We start from the raw sequence: 20,521 nt of genomic DNA on the forward strand, positions 1-20,521 counted from the left end.
ATGAGATCAGGATGATCCTGGCCTCGGCCAGGAGCTGTCATGTCTCAACCTCGCGCTCGGATCGCCTCCCAATTAGGTCTCGCCTTGGCCGTGATTCTGGCTGTCGCCATCAGCGGCAGTACGGTTTTCGCCCTGCGTTCCCTCGACTCCGCCAACCTCGACACCCGCGAGGAACACCTGGCCAGCGAGGCACGCCTGCTCGCCGATCAACTCAATACCTTCCACGGCACCTTGCGCGAAAGTACCCAGCGTTTGAGCGGGCTGTTTGAAAAGCGCTTCGGCGCCGGGTTGAGCGTGCGGGCGGACCAGCCGGTTAGCGTGGCCGGTGTGCAAACGCCGAGCTTGTACCTGGGCGATGTGGTGTTGAACAACAACTTCGGGGAAGTGGACGCTTTCAAGCAAATGTCCGGCGGTGTGGCGACGGTATTCGTACGCAGCGGTGAAGACTTTGTCCGCGTCAGCACCTCCTTGACCAAGCAGGACGGCAACCGCGCCATCGGCACCGTGCTCGATCACCAGCACCCGGCGTACCAGCGCCTGCTGGCTGGGCAGGGTTATGTCGGCCGTGCGGTGTTGTTCGACCGGGCCTATATGACCCAGTACACCCCGGTGCGTGACGCTGGCGGCAAAGTGATCGCCGTGTTGTTCATCGGTTTTGACTACACCGATGAGCAGAAGGCCCAGTTCGACAATCTCAAGCGTTTCCGTATCGGCCAGACCGGTTCCCTGGCCTTGCTCGATGAACAGAAACACTGGCTGGTACCACCCGCTGGCGTGCAGGCACCGGACCAGGCCATCCCAGTGATGCTCGAACTGGCGAAAGCGCCGGGCGAAGGGCAATTCTGGAGTGACAAGAACGAAGACTTCTATAGCGTCGCGGTGCCCTTTGAGGGCGGCCCGTGGTCGGTTGTGGCGAGCATGCCGAAGTCCGAGATTCGCTCGGTGACCTGGGCGGTGGGGATCCGCCTGGTGATCGGCAGCGTGTTGGCGATGTTGCTGGCGGTGGGCGCAGTGGTGTGGTTGCTGCGCCGCAAACTGCAGCCCCTGAGTGACCTGGTGCGCCAGGCCGAAGCCCTGGGTGCCGGCGATTTGAGCGCACGCTTGAACGTGTCCAGCCATGATGAAATCGGCCAGTTGGCGCGCGCCTTCAACCAGATGGGCGAAGCGCTGTCGACCATGGTGTCGCACATCCGCAAGGCAGCCGAAGAGGTCAATAGCCGGGCGCAGGCATTGTCCGGTCTGTCCGGCGGCGCGTATGAAGGCATGGAGCAACAGTCCGGCGAGATCACCAGCATGGCCGGTGCGGTGGAAGAATTCAGCGCCACGTCGTTGAACATTGCCGACAACATGGGCAATACCGAACGCCTGGCCCAGGAAAACGCCCAGCAAACCCGCATTGGTCGTACCTCGATGCAAGAGGCGTCGTCGTCCCTGGAACACATCGCCGCCGCGCTGAACAGCACGGCCACGGTGATCAACACCTTGGGCCAGCGTTCCCAGGAAATCGGCGGGATTGTGGGGGTGATCACCTCGATCGCCGAACAGACCAACCTGTTGGCGCTCAACGCCGCGATCGAGGCCGCCCGTGCCGGTGAGCAGGGGCGTGGCTTTGCCGTGGTTGCTGACGAAGTGCGCAACTTGGCGTCGCGTACCCGCCAAGCCACTGACGAAATTTCCGGGATGATCCAGAGCATCCAACAGGAAACCGGCAACGCCATCAGCACCATGGAACACGGCAATGTGCTGATGCAGGAAGGCTTGTCGCGTAACGCCGACGTGGCCTCGGCCCTGGCACGTATCGACGAACAAAGCCGCTCGGCCGGGCAGCAGTTCGCGGCGATCACCACGGCGACCCAGGAGCAGAGCAGCACCGCAAATGTGCTCAGCAGCAATCTGCAGAGCATTGCGTTGGCCAACAGCGAGCAGCGTGAAGTGGTGTCGAACCTGGCGATTACCGCCAAGGAGTTGGAAACCCTGGCGGCGGGCTTGCGCCATGAAGTAGATCGGTTTCGTTGATCGTCTTGGCCTGAGTGGCGGCGCTGGCTTCGAACGGTTCATCGTTGATCGGCCGGGCTGGACGCCGCAGGCCGGTACTGCAGCGCTTCGGCAATGTGGTCTCGACCTATTTTGGTCGAGCACTCCAGATCTGCGAGAGTGCGCGCAACTTTCAGCAGCCGGTGGGCTGCTCGAAGGGATAGGGTGAGCCGCTCGCACGCACTCTCCAGCCAGGCCTCATCCGGTTTGGACAGCGCGCAATGCTGGCGTAACCCCGGTAGGTCGAGAAACGCATTGGCGCAGCCCTGACGCGTTCGCTGGCGCTCCCGAGCCTCGGCTACGCGTGCTGAAGCCTTCTGCGTGTTATCGCCAGGCTGCGGCGTCGGATTAAGTGCGGTTGTTTCCCGGGCGACGGTCAGGTGCAGGTCGATGCGATCCAGCAATGGCCCCGAGAGTTTGTTGCGGTAGCGCTGGACCTGCTCCGGTGTACAGCGGCAGCGTCCACTGGGTTCGCCCATGTAGCCGCAAGGGCAGGGGTTCATGGCGGCGACCAACTGGAAGCGGGCCGGGAAACTGACGCGATCACGGGCGCGGGAGATGACGATATGCCCTGATTCCAGCGGTTCGCGCAGCACCTCCAGTACCTTGCGATCAAACTCTGGCAACTCATCCAGAAACAACACGCCGTGATGGGCCAGGGTAATTTCGCCCGGCTGTGGTTTTGAACCGCCGCCTACCAGCGCCGGCCCGGAAGCCGAGTGGTGCGGCTGGCGAAAGGGCCGGTGCGGCCAATGGCTCAGCGGCGCCTCGCTGACCACCGATTGAATCGCCGCGACTTCCAACGCTTCCTGCTCACTCAACGGTGGCAATAACCCGGGCAGCCGGCTGGCGAGCAAGGTCTTGCCGGTGCCGGGCGGCCCGCTGAGCAGCAGGTTATGCGCGCCCGCAGCGGCAATCAGCAGCGCGCGCTTGGCTGCAAGCTGACCCTGTACTTCGCTCAGGTCCGGGTAAGGTTTGTTCAGGCACAGCAAACCGTCGGACTTGTAGGGCTCGATCGGTACATGCCCGTTCAAGTGCGCCACCACCTGCAACAGGTGATCCACCGCAATTACCTTCAACCCCGACGCCAGGCAGGCTTCTTCGGCATTCGCCCGAGGCACTATTACAGTGCGCCCGGCCTTGCGCGCTGCCAGCGCCGCCGGCAGCACCCCTTTGACTGCCCGTACCTCGCCGGACAGTGCCAACTCTCCCAGGCATTCCACATCATCGAGCATCAATGCCGGCACCTGCACACTGGCCGCCAGGATCCCCAAGGCAATCGCCAGATCAAAACGCCCGCCGTCCTTGGGCAGGTCGGCGGGCGCGAGGTTGAGGGTGATGCGGCGGGACGGGTATTGCAGTGCGCAGTTGAGGATCGCACTGCGCACGCGGTCCTTGCTTTCCTTCACAGCCGTTTCCGGCAGACCCACCAATGTGAGCGAAGGCAGACCATTGGCCATGTGCACTTCGACGGTCACTGCGGGGGCTTCGACGCCAACCTGGGCGCGGCTGTGGACGATGGCGAGGGACATGCGCGTTCCTTGAAAAGGGTGCCGCTTCTTGCGGTTTTTCAAGGGTAGACGAGGCGGGGAAGAGCGAAGCGGGGGAGGTTTTACAGAACGTATCCGGCGCAGGCAGCAGCGCTTTATGTGGGCTCTGCCGGGCTAACGCTCGACAGCGCCCACACTGACCGTGCTCATTCGGCGGGTGGCGTCAGCCTGGCTTCCAGTTCCGCCACCTTCGCCTCCAGGCTCTCGAGTCGCGCTCGCGTGCGGGCAAGCACGACCATCTGGCTGTCAAATTCTTCCCGGCTCACCAGGTCGAGCTTGCTGAAGCCGCTTTGCAACAGCGCCTTGAATTGGCTTTCGATTTCAGTGCGAGGCAGCGGGGTTTCGCCGCTGAACAAGCGAGAGGCGTGGCCGCTGAGGGCGTCGAGGAAGTCTTTGGGCGCGAGCATGGGAAATATTCCGGAAAACTGTTGGGCGCCAGTGTATCACGCAGCGTCTATAGTCTTTTTCACGGCCGCGAGCGCACGCTTTTCGCGCAGGAGGTCTGGCGGTAGCGCACTGTTTTTGTGCGCATTGGCGTCGTCAAAACGCCCCGCGGGTGGGCACAAGTGGGCAATGGACTGATTTCAATGATTTTTACGGAGCTGGCAAGGTTTCTGCTTAGACGATCATGACCCATGCACTGATGCAGTCGCTGTGACGAATGCAGTGCGCCGACGGATCAGGGGTACAGGTTTCGTCACCAGTGGTTCGCTGGCGTCGCCACGGTAATTGTCGAGGCGACGATGCGTTACAAAGCCAGGCACTGCGCTTAGACTTGAGACGGGTTTGTTTTCCTGGGGCAAGTCCACCAATTCGGGAGAGAGTTTTCATGAAGCTAGTCACTGCCATCATCAAGCCGTTCAAGTTGGACGATGTACGCGAGTCACTGTCCGAGATCGGCGTGCAGGGCATTACCGTTACTGAGGTCAAAGGCTTCGGTCGGCAGAAGGGTCATACCGAGCTGTATCGCGGCGCGGAATACGTGGTCGATTTCCTGCCGAAGGTGAAGATTGATGTCGCCATTGACGACAAGGATCTTGACCGGGTTATCGAGGCGATAACCAAGGCGGCCAACACCGGCAAGATCGGTGACGGCAAGATCTTCGTGGTCAATCTGGAACAGGCTATTCGCATCCGTACCGGCGAAACCGATACCGACGCAATCTAAGCCGCCAAACCCCTTAACGCCCCAGGAGAAAACAATATGACTCTGCGTAAATTCGCAGGGCTAGGAGCCCTGTTGTCCCTCGTAATGCCCGCCCTGGCATTGGCGGCGGACCCAGCACCTGCTCCAGTCCTCAATTCCGGCGACACGGCATGGATGCTCACCTCCACCGCGCTGGTGCTGTTCATGACCATTCCGGGTCTGGCGCTGTTTTACGGCGGCATGGTGCGCTCTAAAAACATTCTTTCCGTGATGATGCAGTGCTTCGCCATCACTGGCCTGATCACCATCCTGTGGTTTGTCTACGGCTACAGCATGGCGTTCGATACCACCGGTATGGAAGCGGGCGTCGTCAACTTCAACTCCTTCGTGGGCGGCCTGTCCAAGTTGTTCCTGTCGGGCGTGACCCCAGCGAGCATCACGGGCCCTGCGGCGCTGTTTCCCGAGGCGGTGTTCGTCACCTTCCAGATGACTTTCGCCATCATTACTCCTGCGCTGATCGTCGGTGCTTTTGCCGAGCGTATGAAGTTCTCCGCGATGCTGATCTTCATGGGCGTCTGGTTCACCCTGGTCTACGCACCGATTGCCCACATGGTATGGGGCGGTCCGGGTTCGTTGCTGGGCGACTGGGGCGTGCTGGACTTCGCCGGTGGCACCGTGGTGCACATCAACGCGGGTGTGGCTGGCCTGGTGGCGTGCCTGGTACTCGGCAAGCGTAAAGGCTTCCCGACCACCCCGATGGCACCGCACAACCTGGGTTACACCCTGGTCGGCGCGGCCATGCTGTGGGTGGGTTGGTTCGGCTTCAACGCCGGCTCCGCGGCGGCTGCCAACGGTACTGCCGGTATGGCAATGCTGGTGACCCAGATCGCTACCGCTGCTGCGGCACTGGGCTGGATGTTCGCCGAGTGGATCACCCACGGTAAGCCGAGCGCACTGGGCATCGCCTCGGGCGTGGTGGCTGGCCTGGTGGCAATCACTCCAGCCGCCGGCACCGTGGGCCCGATGGGCGCACTGGTGATCGGCCTGGCCGCCGGTGTGGTGTGTTTCTTCTGCGCCACTACCCTGAAACGCAAGCTCGGTTACGACGACTCCCTGGATGCCTTCGGCGTGCACGGTATCGGCGGTATCCTGGGTGCGATCCTGACTGGTGTGTTCGCGGCGCCTTCGCTGGGCGGCTTCAACGCAGCCACCACTGATATCGCGGCGCAAGTCTGGATTCAGTGCAAAGGCGTCGGCTTCACCGTGATCTACACGGCCATCGTGACCTTCATCATCCTCAAGGTGCTGGATGTGGTGATGGGCCTGCGGGTTACCGACGAAGAAGAGGCGGTCGGCCTCGATCTGGCGCAACACAACGAACGCGGTTACAACTTGTAAATCCGCGAAAAAAAGATGCCCGGCTTGCCGGGCATTTTTTTGTCTGGCGTTTGTCAGTTCCAAAAGGCTGTAACGGTTTTTGTGCGGACTTTGTGATGGGCCGCACACGGCACTTTTTACTGTGCGAATGTCTTACAGGCATGTAGGCGTATTCGGCACTTTGTTTTTTTCCAGAGCACGCTAGAATGCGCGCCGATAGGCGGAGAACTGTATGTGGCAACAGACCCTGATTACTCTGCGGGCCAAGCCCCGGGGCTTTCACTTGGTAACCGATGAGTTGCTCGCCGGCTTGCCTGAATTGAAGGCATGTCGCGTGGGCCTGTTGCATCTGTGGCTGCAGCACACCTCGGCCTCGTTGACGGTCAACGAGAACGCCGATCCGGCGGTTCGCCGTGACTTCGAACGTTATTTCAACTCACTGGTGCCGCAGGGCCGTGCGGGGTTTGAACACAACGACGAGGGGCCGGATGATCTGCCGGCGCACTTCAAGGCCAGTCTCCTGGGCTGCCAGCTGAGTCTGCCGGTCAAGGCCGGCCGCTTGGCGATGGGGACCTGGCAAGGTGTTTATCTGGGCGAGCACCGTGATCATGGCGGTGCTCGTAAAGTCCTCGCCACCTTGCACGGTGATGAGGCATAAGCCACTGGTTATCCGGTGGATGTTGATTTTTTTCCGGCGACCTTCGACAGAAGGCGAAGCTGGGCTATAACTAATCTGCTTTTCGCAAGTCATGAGGTAGAACATGAGCGACGATGATCTGGAAAACGACGACCTCGAAGTCGGTGACGACGACGACACCGAAGAAGGTCTTGAAGCCGCGGCGGAAGACGTTGCTGAAGACGACGGTGGCGATGATGTACCTGTTCCTGCGGCCAAAGGCAAAGCCAAGGCTGCGGTTTCGGTAGACGAACTGCCGAGTGTTGAAGCCAAGAACAAAGAGCGCGACGCGCTGGCCCGTGCGATGGAAGAGTTCCTCGCCAAAGGTGGCAAAGTGCAGGAAGTCGAGGCTAACGTGGTGGCAGACCCACCGAAGAAGCCGGATAACAAGTACGGCAGCCGACCTATCTGAGGTCAGTCACCTGCTTGTAAGAAAAAGCCCGCCGTCGCTGCGGGCTTTTTCATGCCCTGGTCATTGTAGTGAGCGGGCTTGCCCCGCGCTGGGGGGGCAAAGCCGCCCTAAACCCAGGCGCCTCGGTCTTTCTGAAATACCGCGATGTCCTTGTTGGGGCGGCTTCGCCCCCCGGCGCGGGTGTAGAACCGTAGACAGGTCATTGCCAGCTGGCGAGCAGTGGCGGTAACTCGGTCAGGCTGCGGATCTCCGCGTCCGGACGCTTGTCCGCTTCCCACGCCTTGCCCGTCGGGTTGAACCACACCGCCCGAAGGCCCGCCTGTTGCGCCCCAGCGATGTCATCCCCCGGATGATCGCCAATATGCACCGCCTGGTCGGCATCCACGCCACCCCGCTGCAATGCCTCTTGAAACAGTCGCGCATCCGGCTTGGCAATGCCGATATCTTCAGCGCGCAGGGCGAAGTGAAAGTAGTCCGCCAGCCCCACACGTTGCACATCGGCATTGCCATTGGTGATCACCCCCAGCAGGAAGTGCTGGCGCAAGGCTTGAAGCATGGGCTCGGCCTCGGGAAAAGGGGTGAGTTGATGACGCGCATGGATGAAGGCTTCGAAGCATATGTCCGCCATCTGTGCGGCTTCAGGCGGTGGATAGCCGGCCTCTTCAAATGCGTGCAGCAGTATCCGGTGACGCAGGATGCTGATGCGATGCTTCAACTCGGGATGGCGCTCCAGCACTTGCTGGCGCAGGCTGGCGAAATGCTCAAGCGGCAGGTCGCCGACCTTGGCGGCATGGGTCGCCAGCCATTCGCGCATCGACGCTTCGGCACTGATAATGACGGGGACGTTGTCCCACAGGGTGTCGTCCAGGTCGAAAGTGATCAGCTTGATACTCATGAGTCGCCGCCCTTGATACGTTTGGCCCGAGGATGGGCGCTGTCGTATACCGTTGCCAGGTGTTGGAAATCGAGGTGGGTGTAGATCTGCGTGGTCTTGATATCGGAGTGGCCGAGCAGCTCCTGTACCGCACGCAGGTCCTGGGAGGATTCGAGCAGATGGCTGGCAAAGGAGTGGCGCAGCATGTGTGGGTGCAGGTTCTGCCCCAATTCTCGCTCTCCGGCCGCCTTGACCCGCAGTTGGATTGCTCGTGGTCCGAGGCGCCGCCCTTGTTGGCTGATAAACACGGCATCGTCCACCGGATTGGCCAGGGCGCGCAGCGGCAGCCACAGTTGCAACGCTTCCCGGGCTTTGCGGCCCACCGGCAGCACGCGGGTCTTGCTGCCCTTGCCGAGCACTTGCACCAGGCCGTCGGCCAGGTCCAGTTGGTCAAGGTTCAGGCCGGTCAGCTCCGACAGCCGCAGGCCAGAAGAGTAGAACAGCTCAAGGATCGCCTGGTCGCGATGGGCGAGGAAGTCGTCTTCAACGGCGCCATCGAGCAATTGCAGGGCGCGATCGGTATCCAGCGTCTTCGGCAGGCGTCGTTCGCCCTTCGGCGGAGAGAGGCCATTGGCCGGGTCGTGGTCGCACAGACCCTCGCGGTTCAGAAAGTGATACAGGCCACGCACCGCTGATAGCAGGCGTGACAGGCTGCGCGAAGATTGGCCGGCCTGGTGCAGGCGGGCGATCAGGCTGCGCAGGCTCTGGATATCCAGGGCTTTCCAGCTGGTGATCTGCTGTTTTTTACAGTGTGCCAGGACCTTGTCCAGGTCCCGCCGATAGGCTTGCAGGGTATGGGGCGACACCTGGCGCTCGTTGCGCAGGTGAGCGCAATAAGCGTCCAGTTGCCGTTCCATGGCTAGCGCACCGCGCGCAAGGTGCTGGTGAAGCGCGGTAATACGCGGCCAAGCACTTCGGCGATGTAGGTCAGGAACAACGTGCCCACCGAGCTCTTGTAGTGCGCAGGATCCCGACTGGCGATGGCCAATACGCCATGCAGGCCCTGGTGGCTGAGGGCGACCACGGCGGTGGAGCCGATCTGCTTGCGTTGTTCGGCACCAAACAGGAAGTCCAGCTCGTGTTCGCGCAAGGTGCCGCTGATGGTCTTGCCTTCGGACAGCAGGCCACCGATAGCGGTCTGTGCCTCGCCACCGCTGACCCAGCGACCCACCGGCATCGGGTTGTCGCTGAACAGGATCAGGCTGACAAACGGGACCTGGAAGTCCTGGCGCAGGCTGTCTTCCACGGCGATCACCGTCTCTTCCAGGCTGTTGGCGTCCATCAGGGTCAGGATCAGGCGGCGTGTCTTGTCGAACAGGCGGTCATTGTCGCGGGCCACGTCCATCAGATGGGAGAGCCGATGGCGCATTTCGATATTGCGCTCGCGCAGGATGTTCATCTGGCGCTCAACCAGCGAAACGGTGTCGCCGCGCCGGTGAGGAATGCGCAGGGCCGGCAGCAGTTCTTCGTGATCGACGAAAAAGTCCGGATGAGCCTCAAGGTACGCCGCGACGGCAGCGGCCTCCAGACTGTCGGTTGGGGATGCTTGTGCGGGTACTTGAGGCTTATCGGTCATTGGTTTGGCTCACTCATAGACGGACCTGTCCTTCGTATACGCGCGAGGCCGGCCCGGTCATCATCACCGGGTGGCCAGGGCCTGCCCATTCGATGGACAAGCGTCCGCCGGGCAGGTCGATCAGCAACGGCGAATCCATCCACCCCTGGCTGATCGCGGCCACGGCAGCGGCGCAAGCGCCGGTACCGCAAGCCTGGGTTTCGCCGGCGCCGCGTTCCCATACACGCAATTGCGCGCGGGAACGGTCGATCACCTGCAGGAAGCCCACATTGACCCGTGCCGGAAAGCGCGGGTGATGTTCGATTTTCGGCCCCAATTCATGCACAGGAGCGTTGTTGATGTCATTGACCCGCAGCACGGCATGCGGGTTGCCCATGGAGACGGCAGCGATGTCGACGTTTTTGCCGTCAACCTCCAGCGCGTAGCTTGCGGCCTGCTCGGTAGCCTGGAACGGAATGTCTGCCGGCACTAGGCGGGGCTCGCCCATGTTGACGCTGATCTGGCCGTCGTTGCGGACATCCAGTTCAATCACGCCGCCCTTGGTCTCGACGCGAATCTGGCGTTTGGCGGTCAGGCGCTTGTCCAGCACGAAGCGCGCAAAGCAACGTGCACCGTTGCCGCACTGTTCCACTTCGGAACCGTCGGAGTTGAAGATCCGATAACGGAAATCCACCTCCGGGTTGCTTGGCGCCTCGACGATCAGCAGCTGGTCGAAGCCAATGCCGGTGTGACGGTCGCCCCACTGTTTGGCGTGTTTGGGCTGGATGTGCGCGTGCTGGCTGACCAGGTCGAGGACCATGAAGTCATTGCCCAGCCCGTGCATCTTGGTAAAACGCAGCAGCATGGCTTACTCCGGCAGCAGGCTTTCGCCAGCATACAACTCGGCTACCGTCTCGCGGCGACGCACTTCGAACGCTTGATCACCGTCCACCAGCACCTCGGCGGTACGGCCGCGGGTGTTGTAGTTGGAACTCATGACAAACCCATAGGCACCCGCCGAATGTACGGCCAGCAGGTCGCCTTCTTCCAGGGCCAACTGACGATCCTTGGCCAGGAAATCGCCGGTCTCGCAGATCGGGCCGACGATGTCGTAGGCGCGTGCAACACCTTCGCGTGGTGTTACAGCGGTGACGTTCATCCAGGCCTGGTACAGCGCCGGGCGGATCAGGTCGTTCATCGCCGCGTCGACGATGGCGAAATCCTTGTGCTCGGTGTGCTTGAGGTACTCGACCTGGGTCAGCAGCACGCCGGCATTGGCAACGATGTAGCGGCCCGGCTCGAACATCAGCGTCAGGCCGCGGCCCTCGATGCGCTGGAGTGCTGCCTTGATGTAGTCGGCCACCAGCGGCGGCTCTTCGTCGCGATAACGCACGCCCACACCACCACCGAGGTCGATGTGGTGCAGGTAGATACCACATTCGCCGAGACGGTCGACCAGTGCCAGCAGGCGGTCGAGGGCGTCCAGGAACGGTGGCAGCGTGGTCAGTTGCGAGCCGATGTGGCAGTCAACACCCAGCACTTCCAGGTTGGGCAGTTGGGCGGCGCGGATGTACACGTCTTCGGCGTCGGCAATGGCGATGCCGAACTTGTTCTCTTTGAGACCGGTGGAAATGTACGGGTGGGTGCCGGCATCGACGTCCGGGTTGACGCGCAGGGAGATCGGCGCACGAACACCCATCTCGGCGGCGACCACTTGCAGGCGCTCAAGCTCGTCGGTGGATTCGACGTTGAAGCAATGCACGCCGACTTCCAGCGCACGGCGCATGTCTTCGCGGGTTTTGCCGACGCCGGAAAACACGATCTTGTCCGCTTTGCCACCGGCTGCCAGCACGCGTTCCAGCTCGCCACGGGAGACGATGTCGAAACCGGCGCCCAGGCGCGCCAGGACATTCAGTACACCCAGGTTGGAATTGGCCTTGACCGCGTAGCACACCAGGCTTGGTGTGCCTTCCAGCGCGTCGGCAAAGCTGCGGTATTGGGCTTCGATATGCGCACGGGAGTACACATAGGTCGGGGTGCCAAAGCGCTCGGCAATCGCGGACAACGCCACGCCTTCCGCGAACAGCTCGCCGTCCCGGTAGTTAAAAGCGTCCATGGAGTTCCCTTATTCGTAGGTGTCGTGCTTATGCGCTTTGGATGGCTTTTGCGACGATTGTGCCTGGTCGTTCGGGTCTTTGCTGTCATCCGGCAGGTACAGCGGGCCTTTTTGACCACAGGCACTAACGAGGCAAGCGACCGCGACGAGCGCAGCAAGGGAAGAGATCAGGCGCTTCATGGCGAAATCCTTGAATATGCATTAATTGCGCCCGAGTATACCGACCACCCGCCAGCTTGCCTATGCGCTGAAATACCCGTCCGGCGGGGGTTTGCCGAGACGGCCGGGAAGCGTACTACGCTGCTTGAGGATATTTCACGCCGCCAATCGTGTTGAAATCGGTATCCTTTGCAATCGGCGAAGCTCGCCCGTATGGTGCGGCGCTTGAGCAGAACCAGACACTTTTGAGGTTGCCACAATGAGTTTGACCGAAGCCCGTTTTCACGACTTGGTGGATTCGACCCAGCAGGCGCTGGAAGATATTTTCGACGACAGCGGCCTGGACGTGGATCTGGAAAATTCGGCTGGCGTGCTGACGGTCAAGTTCGAGAGCGGCCAGCAGCTGATCTTCAGTCGTCAGGAGCCGCTGCGTCAGCTCTGGCTGGCGGCGCGTTCTGGTGGTGTTCACTTCGACTACGACGAAGAAAGCGGCAAATGGCAGTGCGACAAGAGTGAAGAGCTGCTGAGCGAGATGCTCACGCGCCTGGTCAACGACTACACCGGCGTCGAGCTGGACTTCGACGAGATCTGACGGTGACCCAGCCCGCACCTGCACGCCCGCCAAAGCCACTGTTCAGTAATGTTAGCCCGGCGGTGCCGTCACCTTGTATCAGTTTGTGTCGACTGGATGAGCAGAAAGTCTGCCTTGGCTGCTTTCGTCACGTGGAAGACATCCGTGAATGGCGCTCTGCCGACGATTCCCGGCGCCGGGTGATTTGTGCCGAAGCCGAGCAGCGCAGGGCGCGCGTCTGAGGCCGTCTTGTTTATTTGTGACGCTGTGGTAGTGTCCGGATACACCTCAACTCATCGAGGTCCGCGAGAACCCCGCCTTTTTTTGGCGGGGTTTTGCTTTTTTGTGCAGAAAAAAGGAGTCTGCCTGAATCATGACCACCGCACCTTCCATCATCCTCACCCGTCTTGACGTGCAGCGCCTGGAGCAATTGATCGACCGCTTGGGCGACGAGTCTCCCGGCGTCGAAGCGTTGCAAGCCGAACTCGACCGCGCCGAAGACGTGGTTGGTCACGATGAAGTGCCTGCGGGTGTCGTGACCATGAACTCCAGCGTGCATTGTCGCGAGCAAGGCAGCGGCAAGGACTACCACCTGACCCTGGTCTACCCGAAACACGCGAACGCCGATGAAGGCAAAATCTCGATCCTGGCACCGGTGGGCAGTGCGTTGCTCGGCCTGCAGATAGGCCAGCACATCGACTGGCCGGCACCGGGCGGCAAGACCCTCAAGCTGGAGTTGCTCAGCGTTGAAGGCCAGCCCAAGGATGGCGGCGCCTTTCCTCTCTAAACCTGGTTCAGCGCCTTGTTGAGCGAGAGTTCGAGCTCGGCCTTGTAGCGCAGATACAGGTTGCTTGGGCTTTGCACGTCACCGAGCAGGCCCGAGAGGTCCAGGTCGGTGATGTAGCAGCGGTAGCGCTCGGCTTCGCGGCGTTGCCCGACGATCTCCTGGGCGACCACGGCAAACAGTTGGTCGCCAAATTCCAGTTCGGAAAACTCGCGCTGATTGCAGTACAGCGTGATGCCCACTCGGCCGTGAGCGGCTTTGCCGATAATCGCCTGTACCTCATAAAACGCTTTGTCGGCCGGGGTCGAAGGTGCCGGCCGAGGCTCGATGCCGCGTGCACGGGTGCTGCCGGACGGCAATAGCTGGTAATACAGGGTTCGCACTTCGCCCAGCGGTTGTTGCGTGTCCAGGGACGACAGGGCTTCGCGGCGATAGATGATCGATTGAAGGAAACGTTGCAACGGTGCCAACAGGCTCTGTTCGTCATGAAAGGGCAGGCGTTGCTGCCAGAGCGCATTGAACTCATCCAGTACGTACAACTCGGCATGACCTTCATTGACCCGGTAGAACACCTGCACGCAATCGGCCAGGCCCATGGGCAGCAGCAACGCCAAGTCGTGGTCTTCCAGGGCCATGGCGTCCAGGTGCAGCGGGCTGTAGCTGGCGAGTTCTTCGCTGAGGTAGGCGATCAGTGCGTCCTGGGTTGGCAGCGACACATGGTTGGCCTGCCCCGGCACCAGTTCCATCACGTGATAATGCTGCTGCACCTGGAGCAGGTAACGGTGATTGCCTTGGCCGATCAGCAGGTTTTGTGCGGTATCGAAGATTTCTTCGACGCGCTGGGCAATGAACTGCGCACGGTTGTGGCAGAAGCAGCGTACCCGCAACCTGGGCAAGTGATTCGGCGGCAGTTGGTTGAGGTAGTCACGCAAGCATTCGAGCAGCGCGTGGGGGCCGTCGTAACGGCTGACCATCACCTCGTTCCAGCTATTGAGCGTGACCTGATCCAGGGTCAGCACGAGGTTGTCGCGTACACCGGCATAGCTGAGCGAGTCGGTGCGCTCGGTGGTCATCAGGATGTTCAGGTCGCGGTGATGTTTGAGCGGGTCGACGCCGACATTGATAAGCAACAACACTTCTTCCGGAACCGCCGAACGCAGCAGGCGTTCTTCATCGACGCTGACCAAGGGCAGGGCGATGGTCTGCTGCAGGCTGCCCAGCAGGTTGAACAGCTCGAACTCCGTCATGTCACTGGTGCCCGGGTGCAGCGCCAGGCGGGTGCTGCTGTCGATCACACCGTTGCGATGGCACCAGGTGAGCATTTCCAGCAGGTCGCGGCTGCGCTTGATCGGCGCGAAGTGCTCCCATTCCAAGGCCGTAAGGTTACCGTTATACAGGCCCCAGTAATGCCGGCCGGGTTCTTTGCGGTTGGGCGATTGCACCAGGGTCAGGGTGTCTTCGGCCAGGTCCGGGGCGATGCCGGGGTTGATGAACTCGACCTTGCCGGCCTTGCGTTCAAAGGCTGCATATAAGCGTCGACCCAGCACATTGAGGTCACGCCGGTTGATCGGGCTGACGGTCTTCTCGGTGCGGGCGAACTGGGTCAGGAAGCGGTAGCTGTAATTGAGCTCATTGACCAACGCCCGGCGTTCCAGCGCGACCTGGCGCACTTTCCACTGGCTGCGGCTGTCCAGCAGGGTCAGCTGACGCGGGTCCCAGCCCCACTCGTGGGCCAGCCGTTCCAGCAGCAGGCGTTGCCAACTGGTGGTGCGCTGGCCGGCGCTGAGTTTGCGGTTGACCTTCAAATACAGCGCGCGCCGCACCAGCTCAAGGCGCTCCGGCTCGTTGCGGGCCTTGAGGTACTCCTCGATCCGCCGATAGACCACGATGTACGGGTCCAACTCATCCAGGTCCAACTGGTTGGCGAACACCGCCCGTTTGAAGCGCAGGCTCAGGCACTGCACGTTCGGGTGTTCGCTGGCGTAGACCTCGGTCAGCAGCAACTTGAGCACCGACTTGTAGGGCGACTCGATGCCTTTGAACAGTTGCCAGAGGCCGGCGCCAATGAACTCGCCTGGAGGAATGTACGCCAGGTGGCCCAGATCGAGGGTTTCGTCGGCGCGGATAAAGCGCTTGGAAATCAGCGCATGGGTGAACTCGGCATAGCGGGTTTCTTCATACACCGGCACCAGCCACCAGATCGGCGTGCGCCCGGCCAGCCAGATCGCGGTGCGGTAGAACTCATCCAGCAGCAGGTAATGCTGGGTGGTCCCGCAGTCGTCGGAGCTGAGCTGCGTATCACGCTCACCCAGTACAAAGCGCGTCGGTTCGATCAGGAAGAAGTGCGCCTCGGTGCCCATGGTCAGGGCCCAGGCTTCCAGTAGCTGGCACTTTTTACGTAGCTCGGCCAGTTCGTTGTCGTTGAGGTCCGGGGCGTGGCACACCCACACGTCCATATCGCTTTGATCCGCCTGGGCCAGGGTGCCGAGGCTGCCCATCAGGAACAGGCCGTGGATCGGCCTGGGCTGATTGACCGGGCGTGGCTTGTAGGAGAACGAGCGAGTCAGGCGTTGGGCTTCATTGAGGGCTTGGGCGTCGGGCTCGAAGTTGGACAGGCCGGCCGGGGTGCTGCCGGACACGTAGCCAGGCAACAGCGGGTGATTGACGTGGAAAAACAGCGGCAACATCGCCAAGACGCTCTGCTGGCGTGGTGTCAGCCCTTCGACGGCGCGGGCCATGCGGCCCTCGTTCAGGGTCATGAAGCGTGCGCGCAACTGGGCCAGCACCTTGCGGTCGATGCCTTCATCCAGATCGGGACGGATTTCGTGGGTGCGGGTCATTTCGCAGGCGTTGGCTCGAAGAGCCCGACATGGGCGGCCGTGTAGGAGTTTACAGTCAGAAGGGTAGGAGGTTTAGAGGGGAAAAGGCTTATTGGCGCCAGATTTTTCACTATTACACAGCAATGCCCACGGAATCCGCAGCCAGCAGACTCCGTGGGCGGTATCAGGTCTCAGGCGGCTTCTTTTTTCGTGGTGCTCAGAATCCTCAGCAGGCCTTGGGCGTGCTCGGCTGCATCCCGACCGAGGCTTGTCAGGTAGCCACCGTCGGGTTGGGTGATCAGCTCTTTTTCAAACAGGCGCCTGGCAGCGGCGATGGCAGTGGGGGCAGCGGTCTGGTGGACTTTAAGACCTTCCTGGGAGCTGTCCAGGCTGAAGAGTGCAAGGATTTCCAGTTCGGCAACCAACTCAGGGGTATACGACATAAGGACTCCAGACTTTCTAGAATTTATTAGAGGCTAGCAGGACATAAGGTGAACGCACTTTGCCGGGCTGTCCAGTCACAAACTCCTGGGTCTTGATATGGCGCAAGTTTGTGGCGAGGAAGCGGGCTTCCCTGCCACCAATATCCCTGGATTCAGGCGTTTTCCGGAGGCAGGTCGGGCAATGCACGCAGCGCGGTTTCGTACCATTGGGTATCGAATGCGCGGTCTTCTTCGAGCATCTTGTCGATTTCGACAGCCAATACATGGGCCATGAGATTCAGAATGTCTTCGCGCTCGTAACCCACCAGCGTCAGCTTGTTGAAGGTGGCCTTGGCGGCAGGCGGGTTGTCGCTCTCGATCTGGTTTTCAATCGCCTGGGTCAGCGTGCTCTCGGTGAACTCTTCTTCGTCGTTGTCGATATCGGTCGGCTCGCTCATGGCAGGCTCCTCAAGGAAAGGACGCCAGTCTACGCCCATTCAGGCAAGTGATGCTGCTGGCAAGGTCGGGTTCGGGAGGCTATAACGCTTGCAGCCAACCCCACACATGGCATGGAGGCACGCGCAATGCTCAAGCTTTACGGTTTTTCGGTCAGTAACTACTACAACATGGTCAAACTGGCGCTGATGGAGAAAGGACTGCCGTTTGAGGAAGTGCTGTTTTTCCCAAGTCAGACTCCAGAGGCACTGGCGGTAAGCCCGCGTGGCAAAGTGCCGGTGCTGGGCGTGAAGCAGGGTTTCATCAATGAGACCAGCGTGATCCTTGAATATATCGAGCAAACCCAGGAAGGCCCTGCCCTGTTGCCGGGCGAGCCGTTTCAGCGCGCCCAGGTGTTGGCGCTGTGCCGGGAAATTGAACTGTATATCGAGTTACCGGCCCGCGCGTGTTTTGCCGAGGCATTTTTCGGTATGCCGGTGCCGGACGCAATCAAGGAGAAATCCAAGGCTGATTTGCTGTTGGGGATCGCATCATTAGGGCGCCACGGCAAATTTGCACCGTATGTGGCGGGTGAGAGTTTGACGATTGCCGACCTCTATTTCATGTACAGCGTGAACCTTGCCTGTGCGGTAGGCGAAAAGCTGTTCGGGCTGGATTTTCTGGAAGGTCTGGAGAAGGCCAAGGCGTTGCTGGAGCGACTGCACGCCATGCCTAATGCCCAGAAGGTGGCGGCGGACAGGGAAGCGGCGATGCCAGCATTTTTGGCGATGATCGCTGCCAAGAAATAGTCAGCATGGGTGCTGTTCAAAATGTGGGAGGGAGCAAGCCCCCTCCCACAAGCATGCATCAGCGGCTGGCGAGCAGTGCCTGGCCGCGCGCGACGGCTGCCTTGACCTGCGCCGGCGCAGTGCCGCCCACGTGGTTGCGGGCGTTGACCGAGCCTTCCAGGGTCAGCACGGCAAACACGTCCTGCTCGATCTGGTCGCTGAACTGGCGCAGCTCTTCCAGGCTCATTTCCGCCAAGTCCTTGCCGGTATCCACGCCGTATTTGACGGCATGCCCGACGATTTCATGGCAGTCACGGAACGGCAGGCCACGGCGCACCAGGTAGTCCGCCAGGTCGGTCGCGGTGGAGAACCCACGCAGGGCCGCTTCACGCATGATTGCGTGCTTGGGCTTGATCGCCGGGATCATGTCGGCAAAGGCGCGCAGCGAGTCGCGCAGGGTATCGGCCGCGTCGAACAGCGGCTCCTTGTCTTCCTGGTTGTCCTTGTTGTAGGCCAGCGGCTGGCCTTTCATCAGGGTCAGCAGGCCCATCAGTGCACCGAACACGCGACCGCTCTTGCCGCGCACCAGCTCGGGCACATCGGGGTTTTTCTTTTGCGGCATGATCGAGCTGCCGGTGCAGAAGCGGTCTGGCAGGTCGATGAATTGAAATTGCGCGCTGGTCCACAGCACCAGCTCTTCGGAAAAGCGCGACAGGTGCATCATCGCGATGCTGGCTGCGGCGCAGAATTCGATGGCGAAGTCACGGTCCGACACGCCGTCCAGGGAGTTGCCGCCAACGGCGTCAAAACCTAGCAGTTGTGCGGTGTACTCACGATCGATCGGGTACGTGGTACCGGCCAGCGCGGCGCTGCCCAGCGGCATGCGGTTGGCACGTTTGCGGCAATCCACCAGGCGCTCGTAGTCGCGGCTGAGCATTTCGAACCAGGCCAGCAGGTGGTGGCCGAAGGTTACAGGCTGTGCAGTCTGCAGATGGGTGAAGCCGGGCATGATGGTGTCCGATTCGCGCTCGGCCTGCTCCAGCAAACCTTTTTGCAGGCGGGTGATCTCGGACAGGATCAGGTCGATTTCGTCGCGCAGCCACAGGCGGATATCGGTGGCCACCTGGTCGTTACGGCTGCGACCGGTATGCAGCTTCTTGCCGGTCACACCGATGCGATCAGTGAGGCGCGCTTCGATATTCATGTGCACGTCTTCCAGGTCGACGCGCCAGTCGAACGTACCGGCTTCGATCTCACCGCGAATGGTGGTCAGGCCGTCGATGATGCTGTCGCGCTCGGCGTCGGTCAGCACGCCCACCTTGGCCAGCATCGTGGCGTGGGCGATCGAGCCCATGATGTCGTGGCGGTACAGGCGCTGGTCGAAGGTGACGGAGGCGGTGAAGCGGGCGACGAAGGCGTCGACGGGTTCACTGAAGCGGCCGCCCCAGGACTGGTTGGTCTTGTCGGTGCTCATGGATTCGCTCGTGATCTGCTTAAAAGAGGCATGGAGGTGTACCGGCGATAATAACAGGGTTGCCTGGGGAGGCGGTGCTGCGGGTGGTCGGCATTTTTATTTGTACAAAGGGTGGCTAAGTGCCTTGCCGCCGAACGCGTCCGGGAAGAGACTGGAGCCAGATGTTTATTGAAACGATATTTGACGATTGAGCAATGTGGTCTCAGTGAGCGTCTACAGTTGCACTGATAGAGCGTGAATGCACCAAAGTCGGGTGATGCGGTCGAAGCCCTGACTATCCATTAGAAAAGGGGGGTATTCGGATTGTGTATCAGTAAACCCTACGACGATGCCCTGAGGCAGGCGGTCTTGGGCGCAATTGAACAGGTCCGGGTAAATATGGGTGCCACTCTTGGGGCACTTTTTGCCGCTCGCGCTAGTCTTAGCGTGGATCGCTGTGACGCAAGTCACCGCACCTGTCTACGCTATCCTTGTGCGAGACTCACGCAGGAATCCAGCGCAATATGAATGTCCTGATCGTTGATGACGAACCCCAAGCCCGCGAGCGACTGAGCCGTTTGGTCAGTGAACTCGAGGGTTATACAGTCCTTGAACCGAGCGCCACCAACGGCGAGGAGGCGTTGACGCTGATCGACAGCCTCAAGCCGGATGTGGTGTTGCTCGATATCCGCATGCCAGGCCTGGATGGCCTGCAAGTCGCGGCTCGCTTGAGCGAGCGAGAGTCGCCACCCGCAGTGGTGTTGTGCGCCGCTCACGAAGAGTTCGCCGCACCCACGCTTGAGGCCAGTGGCGTCAGCTTCCTGGTCAAGCCGGTGACTGGCGAAGCCTTGCTCAAGGCCCTGAAAAAGGCCGAGCGCCCAAACCGCGTCCAACTCGGTGCCCTGACGCTGCCCGCCGCCCAAAGTGGCAACGGGCCGCGCAGCCATATCAGTGCGCGCACCCGCAAGGGTATCGAGCTGATCCCCTTGGACCAGGTGGTCTACTTTATTGCCGACCACAAATACGTGACCCTGCGGCACGAGGCGGGCGAGGTGTTGCTTGATGAGCCCCTCAAGGCCCTCGAGGATGAGTTCGGCGACCGCTTCGTGCGTATCCATCGCAACGCGTTGGTGGCCCGTGAGCGAATAGAGCGCCTGCAGCGCACCCCCCTTGGGCACTTTCAGCTGTTTTTGAAAGGGCTTAACGGTGATGCCCTGATCGTCAGCCGACGCCATGTCGCGGGTGTGCGCAAGATGATGCAGCAGCTTTAGCCCAAAGGCTGCGGCGAG

General features: G+C 61.1%; 22 protein-coding genes. 10 read left to right on the plus strand and 12 right to left on the minus strand.

Annotation, left to right across the window (positions count from 1 at the left end; translation table 11 throughout):
• The first annotated feature begins 39 nt into the window (after positions 1-39).
• Positions 40-2,016, plus strand: coding sequence for a methyl-accepting chemotaxis protein (locus DK870_RS10585; protein WP_104995012.1), 1,977 nt, complete (start codon positions 40-42; stop codon positions 2,014-2,016).
• A 38-nt stretch (positions 2,017-2,054) separates the two neighbouring features.
• Here DK870_RS10585 and DK870_RS10590 read toward each other — a convergent pair whose 3' ends face one another.
• Both DK870_RS10590 and DK870_RS10595 read right to left on the minus strand, forming a co-directional pair.
• Entirely contained in the window at positions 2,055-3,566 is a 1,512-nt protein-coding gene (locus tag DK870_RS10590; protein ID WP_161548614.1) for a YifB family Mg chelatase-like AAA ATPase, read from the minus strand.
• A gap of 164 nt (positions 3,567-3,730) precedes the next feature.
• Positions 3,731-3,991 carry an accessory factor UbiK family protein gene (locus DK870_RS10595; protein ID WP_060753624.1) on the minus strand — a complete coding sequence of 87 codons (261 nt, stop codon included), beginning with the start codon at positions 3,989-3,991 and terminating at the stop codon, positions 3,731-3,733.
• A gap of 422 nt (positions 3,992-4,413) precedes the next feature.
• Between DK870_RS10595 and glnK the strand changes: the two genes are divergently transcribed.
• From glnK to sutA, 4 genes are all read left to right on the plus strand, one after another.
• The gene (glnK, locus tag DK870_RS10600) at positions 4,414-4,752 is read left to right on the plus strand and encodes a P-II family nitrogen regulator (RefSeq protein ID WP_002555808.1); all 339 of its coding nucleotides are present in this window, start codon (positions 4,414-4,416) and stop codon (positions 4,750-4,752) included.
• A gap of 36 nt (positions 4,753-4,788) precedes the next feature.
• Positions 4,789-6,129 carry an ammonium transporter gene (locus tag DK870_RS10605; protein WP_104995009.1) on the plus strand — a complete coding sequence of 447 codons (1,341 nt, stop codon included), beginning with the start codon at positions 4,789-4,791 and terminating at the stop codon, positions 6,127-6,129.
• A gap of 211 nt (positions 6,130-6,340) precedes the next feature.
• Positions 6,341-6,766: a secondary thiamine-phosphate synthase enzyme YjbQ gene (locus tag DK870_RS10610; RefSeq protein ID WP_060753622.1), complete on the plus strand. Its 426-nt coding sequence runs from the start codon at positions 6,341-6,343 to the stop codon at positions 6,764-6,766.
• Between the two features lie 103 nt (positions 6,767-6,869).
• Positions 6,870-7,196, plus strand: coding sequence for a transcriptional regulator SutA (gene sutA / locus DK870_RS10615; RefSeq protein ID WP_060753621.1), 327 nt, complete (start codon positions 6,870-6,872; stop codon positions 7,194-7,196).
• Between the two features lie 199 nt (positions 7,197-7,395).
• Here sutA and DK870_RS10620 read toward each other — a convergent pair whose 3' ends face one another.
• From DK870_RS10620 to DK870_RS10645, 6 genes are read right to left on the minus strand one after another with little or no spacing between them, the layout of a single operon-like run.
• Entirely contained in the window at positions 7,396-8,091 is a 696-nt protein-coding gene (locus DK870_RS10620) for an HAD family hydrolase (protein ID WP_060753620.1), read from the minus strand.
• Positions 8,088-8,987, minus strand: coding sequence for a tyrosine recombinase XerC (gene xerC / locus DK870_RS10625; protein ID WP_060753619.1), 900 nt, complete (start codon positions 8,985-8,987; stop codon positions 8,088-8,090). Before xerC ends, DK870_RS10620 begins: the two co-directional genes overlap by 4 nt.
• Positions 8,988-8,989: 2 nt before the next feature.
• Positions 8,990-9,706, minus strand: a complete 717-nt coding sequence (locus DK870_RS10630) for a DUF484 family protein (protein WP_060753618.1) — start codon at positions 9,704-9,706, stop codon at positions 8,990-8,992.
• Between the two features lie 13 nt (positions 9,707-9,719).
• On the minus strand, positions 9,720-10,550 hold the full coding sequence (gene dapF / locus DK870_RS10635; RefSeq protein WP_090368005.1) for a diaminopimelate epimerase: 831 nt from the start codon (positions 10,548-10,550) through the stop codon (positions 9,720-9,722).
• 3 nt (positions 10,551-10,553) lie between these two features.
• Positions 10,554-11,801 carry a diaminopimelate decarboxylase gene (lysA, locus tag DK870_RS10640; RefSeq protein WP_104995005.1) on the minus strand — a complete coding sequence of 416 codons (1,248 nt, stop codon included), beginning with the start codon at positions 11,799-11,801 and terminating at the stop codon, positions 10,554-10,556.
• Positions 11,802-11,810: 9 nt separating this feature from the next.
• Complete coding sequence (locus tag DK870_RS10645) at positions 11,811-11,981, minus strand: lipoprotein (RefSeq protein WP_078739734.1); 171 nt, start codon at positions 11,979-11,981, stop codon at positions 11,811-11,813.
• 238 nt (positions 11,982-12,219) lie between these two features.
• Here DK870_RS10645 and cyaY point away from each other — a divergent pair, with 238 nt between their 5' ends.
• The 3 genes from cyaY (at position 12,220) to rnk (ending at position 13,318) form a co-directional block, all read left to right on the plus strand.
• Positions 12,220-12,552, plus strand: coding sequence for an iron donor protein CyaY (gene cyaY / locus DK870_RS10650; protein WP_060753615.1), 333 nt, complete (start codon positions 12,220-12,222; stop codon positions 12,550-12,552).
• Positions 12,553-12,554: 2 nt separating this feature from the next.
• Positions 12,555-12,773, plus strand: coding sequence for a DUF1289 domain-containing protein (locus tag DK870_RS10655; protein WP_081086974.1), 219 nt, complete (start codon positions 12,555-12,557; stop codon positions 12,771-12,773).
• A 131-nt stretch (positions 12,774-12,904) separates the two neighbouring features.
• On the plus strand, positions 12,905-13,318 hold the full coding sequence (gene rnk, locus DK870_RS10660; RefSeq protein WP_060753614.1) for a nucleoside diphosphate kinase regulator: 414 nt from the start codon (positions 12,905-12,907) through the stop codon (positions 13,316-13,318).
• Here rnk and DK870_RS10665 read toward each other — a convergent pair.
• The 3 genes from DK870_RS10665 to DK870_RS10675 all read right to left on the minus strand — a co-directional run bounded on the left by DK870_RS10665 (position 13,315) and on the right by DK870_RS10675 (position 17,014).
• On the minus strand, positions 13,315-16,155 hold the full coding sequence (locus tag DK870_RS10665; RefSeq protein WP_161548615.1) for a class I adenylate cyclase: 2,841 nt from the start codon (positions 16,153-16,155) through the stop codon (positions 13,315-13,317). The genes rnk and DK870_RS10665 overlap by 4 nt on opposite strands.
• Positions 16,156-16,325: 170 nt before the next feature.
• A complete protein-coding gene (locus DK870_RS10670) occupies positions 16,326-16,577 on the minus strand; it encodes a TIGR02647 family protein (RefSeq protein ID WP_161548616.1) in 252 nt (83 codons plus the stop codon).
• A 152-nt stretch (positions 16,578-16,729) separates the two neighbouring features.
• Positions 16,730-17,014, minus strand: a complete 285-nt coding sequence (locus DK870_RS10675) for a hypothetical protein (RefSeq protein ID WP_060753611.1) — start codon at positions 17,012-17,014, stop codon at positions 16,730-16,732.
• 126 nt (positions 17,015-17,140) lie between these two features.
• Between DK870_RS10675 and DK870_RS10680 the strand changes: the two genes are divergently transcribed.
• Positions 17,141-17,800: a glutathione S-transferase family protein gene (locus DK870_RS10680; protein WP_060753610.1), complete on the plus strand. Its 660-nt coding sequence runs from the start codon at positions 17,141-17,143 to the stop codon at positions 17,798-17,800.
• A 58-nt stretch (positions 17,801-17,858) separates the two neighbouring features.
• Here DK870_RS10680 and argH read toward each other — a convergent pair whose 3' ends face one another.
• Positions 17,859-19,253, minus strand: coding sequence for an argininosuccinate lyase (gene argH / locus DK870_RS10685; RefSeq protein ID WP_034110688.1), 1,395 nt, complete (start codon positions 19,251-19,253; stop codon positions 17,859-17,861).
• Positions 19,254-19,756: 503 nt separating this feature from the next.
• Here argH and DK870_RS10690 point away from each other — a divergent pair.
• Entirely contained in the window at positions 19,757-20,503 is a 747-nt protein-coding gene (locus DK870_RS10690; protein WP_060753609.1) for a LytTR family DNA-binding domain-containing protein, read from the plus strand.
• Positions 20,504-20,521 lie beyond the last annotated feature (18 nt).

This window comes from Pseudomonas sp. Q1 (assembly GCF_009935975.1).
Taxonomy (GTDB): domain Bacteria; phylum Pseudomonadota; class Gammaproteobacteria; order Pseudomonadales; family Pseudomonadaceae; genus Aquipseudomonas; species Aquipseudomonas palleroniana.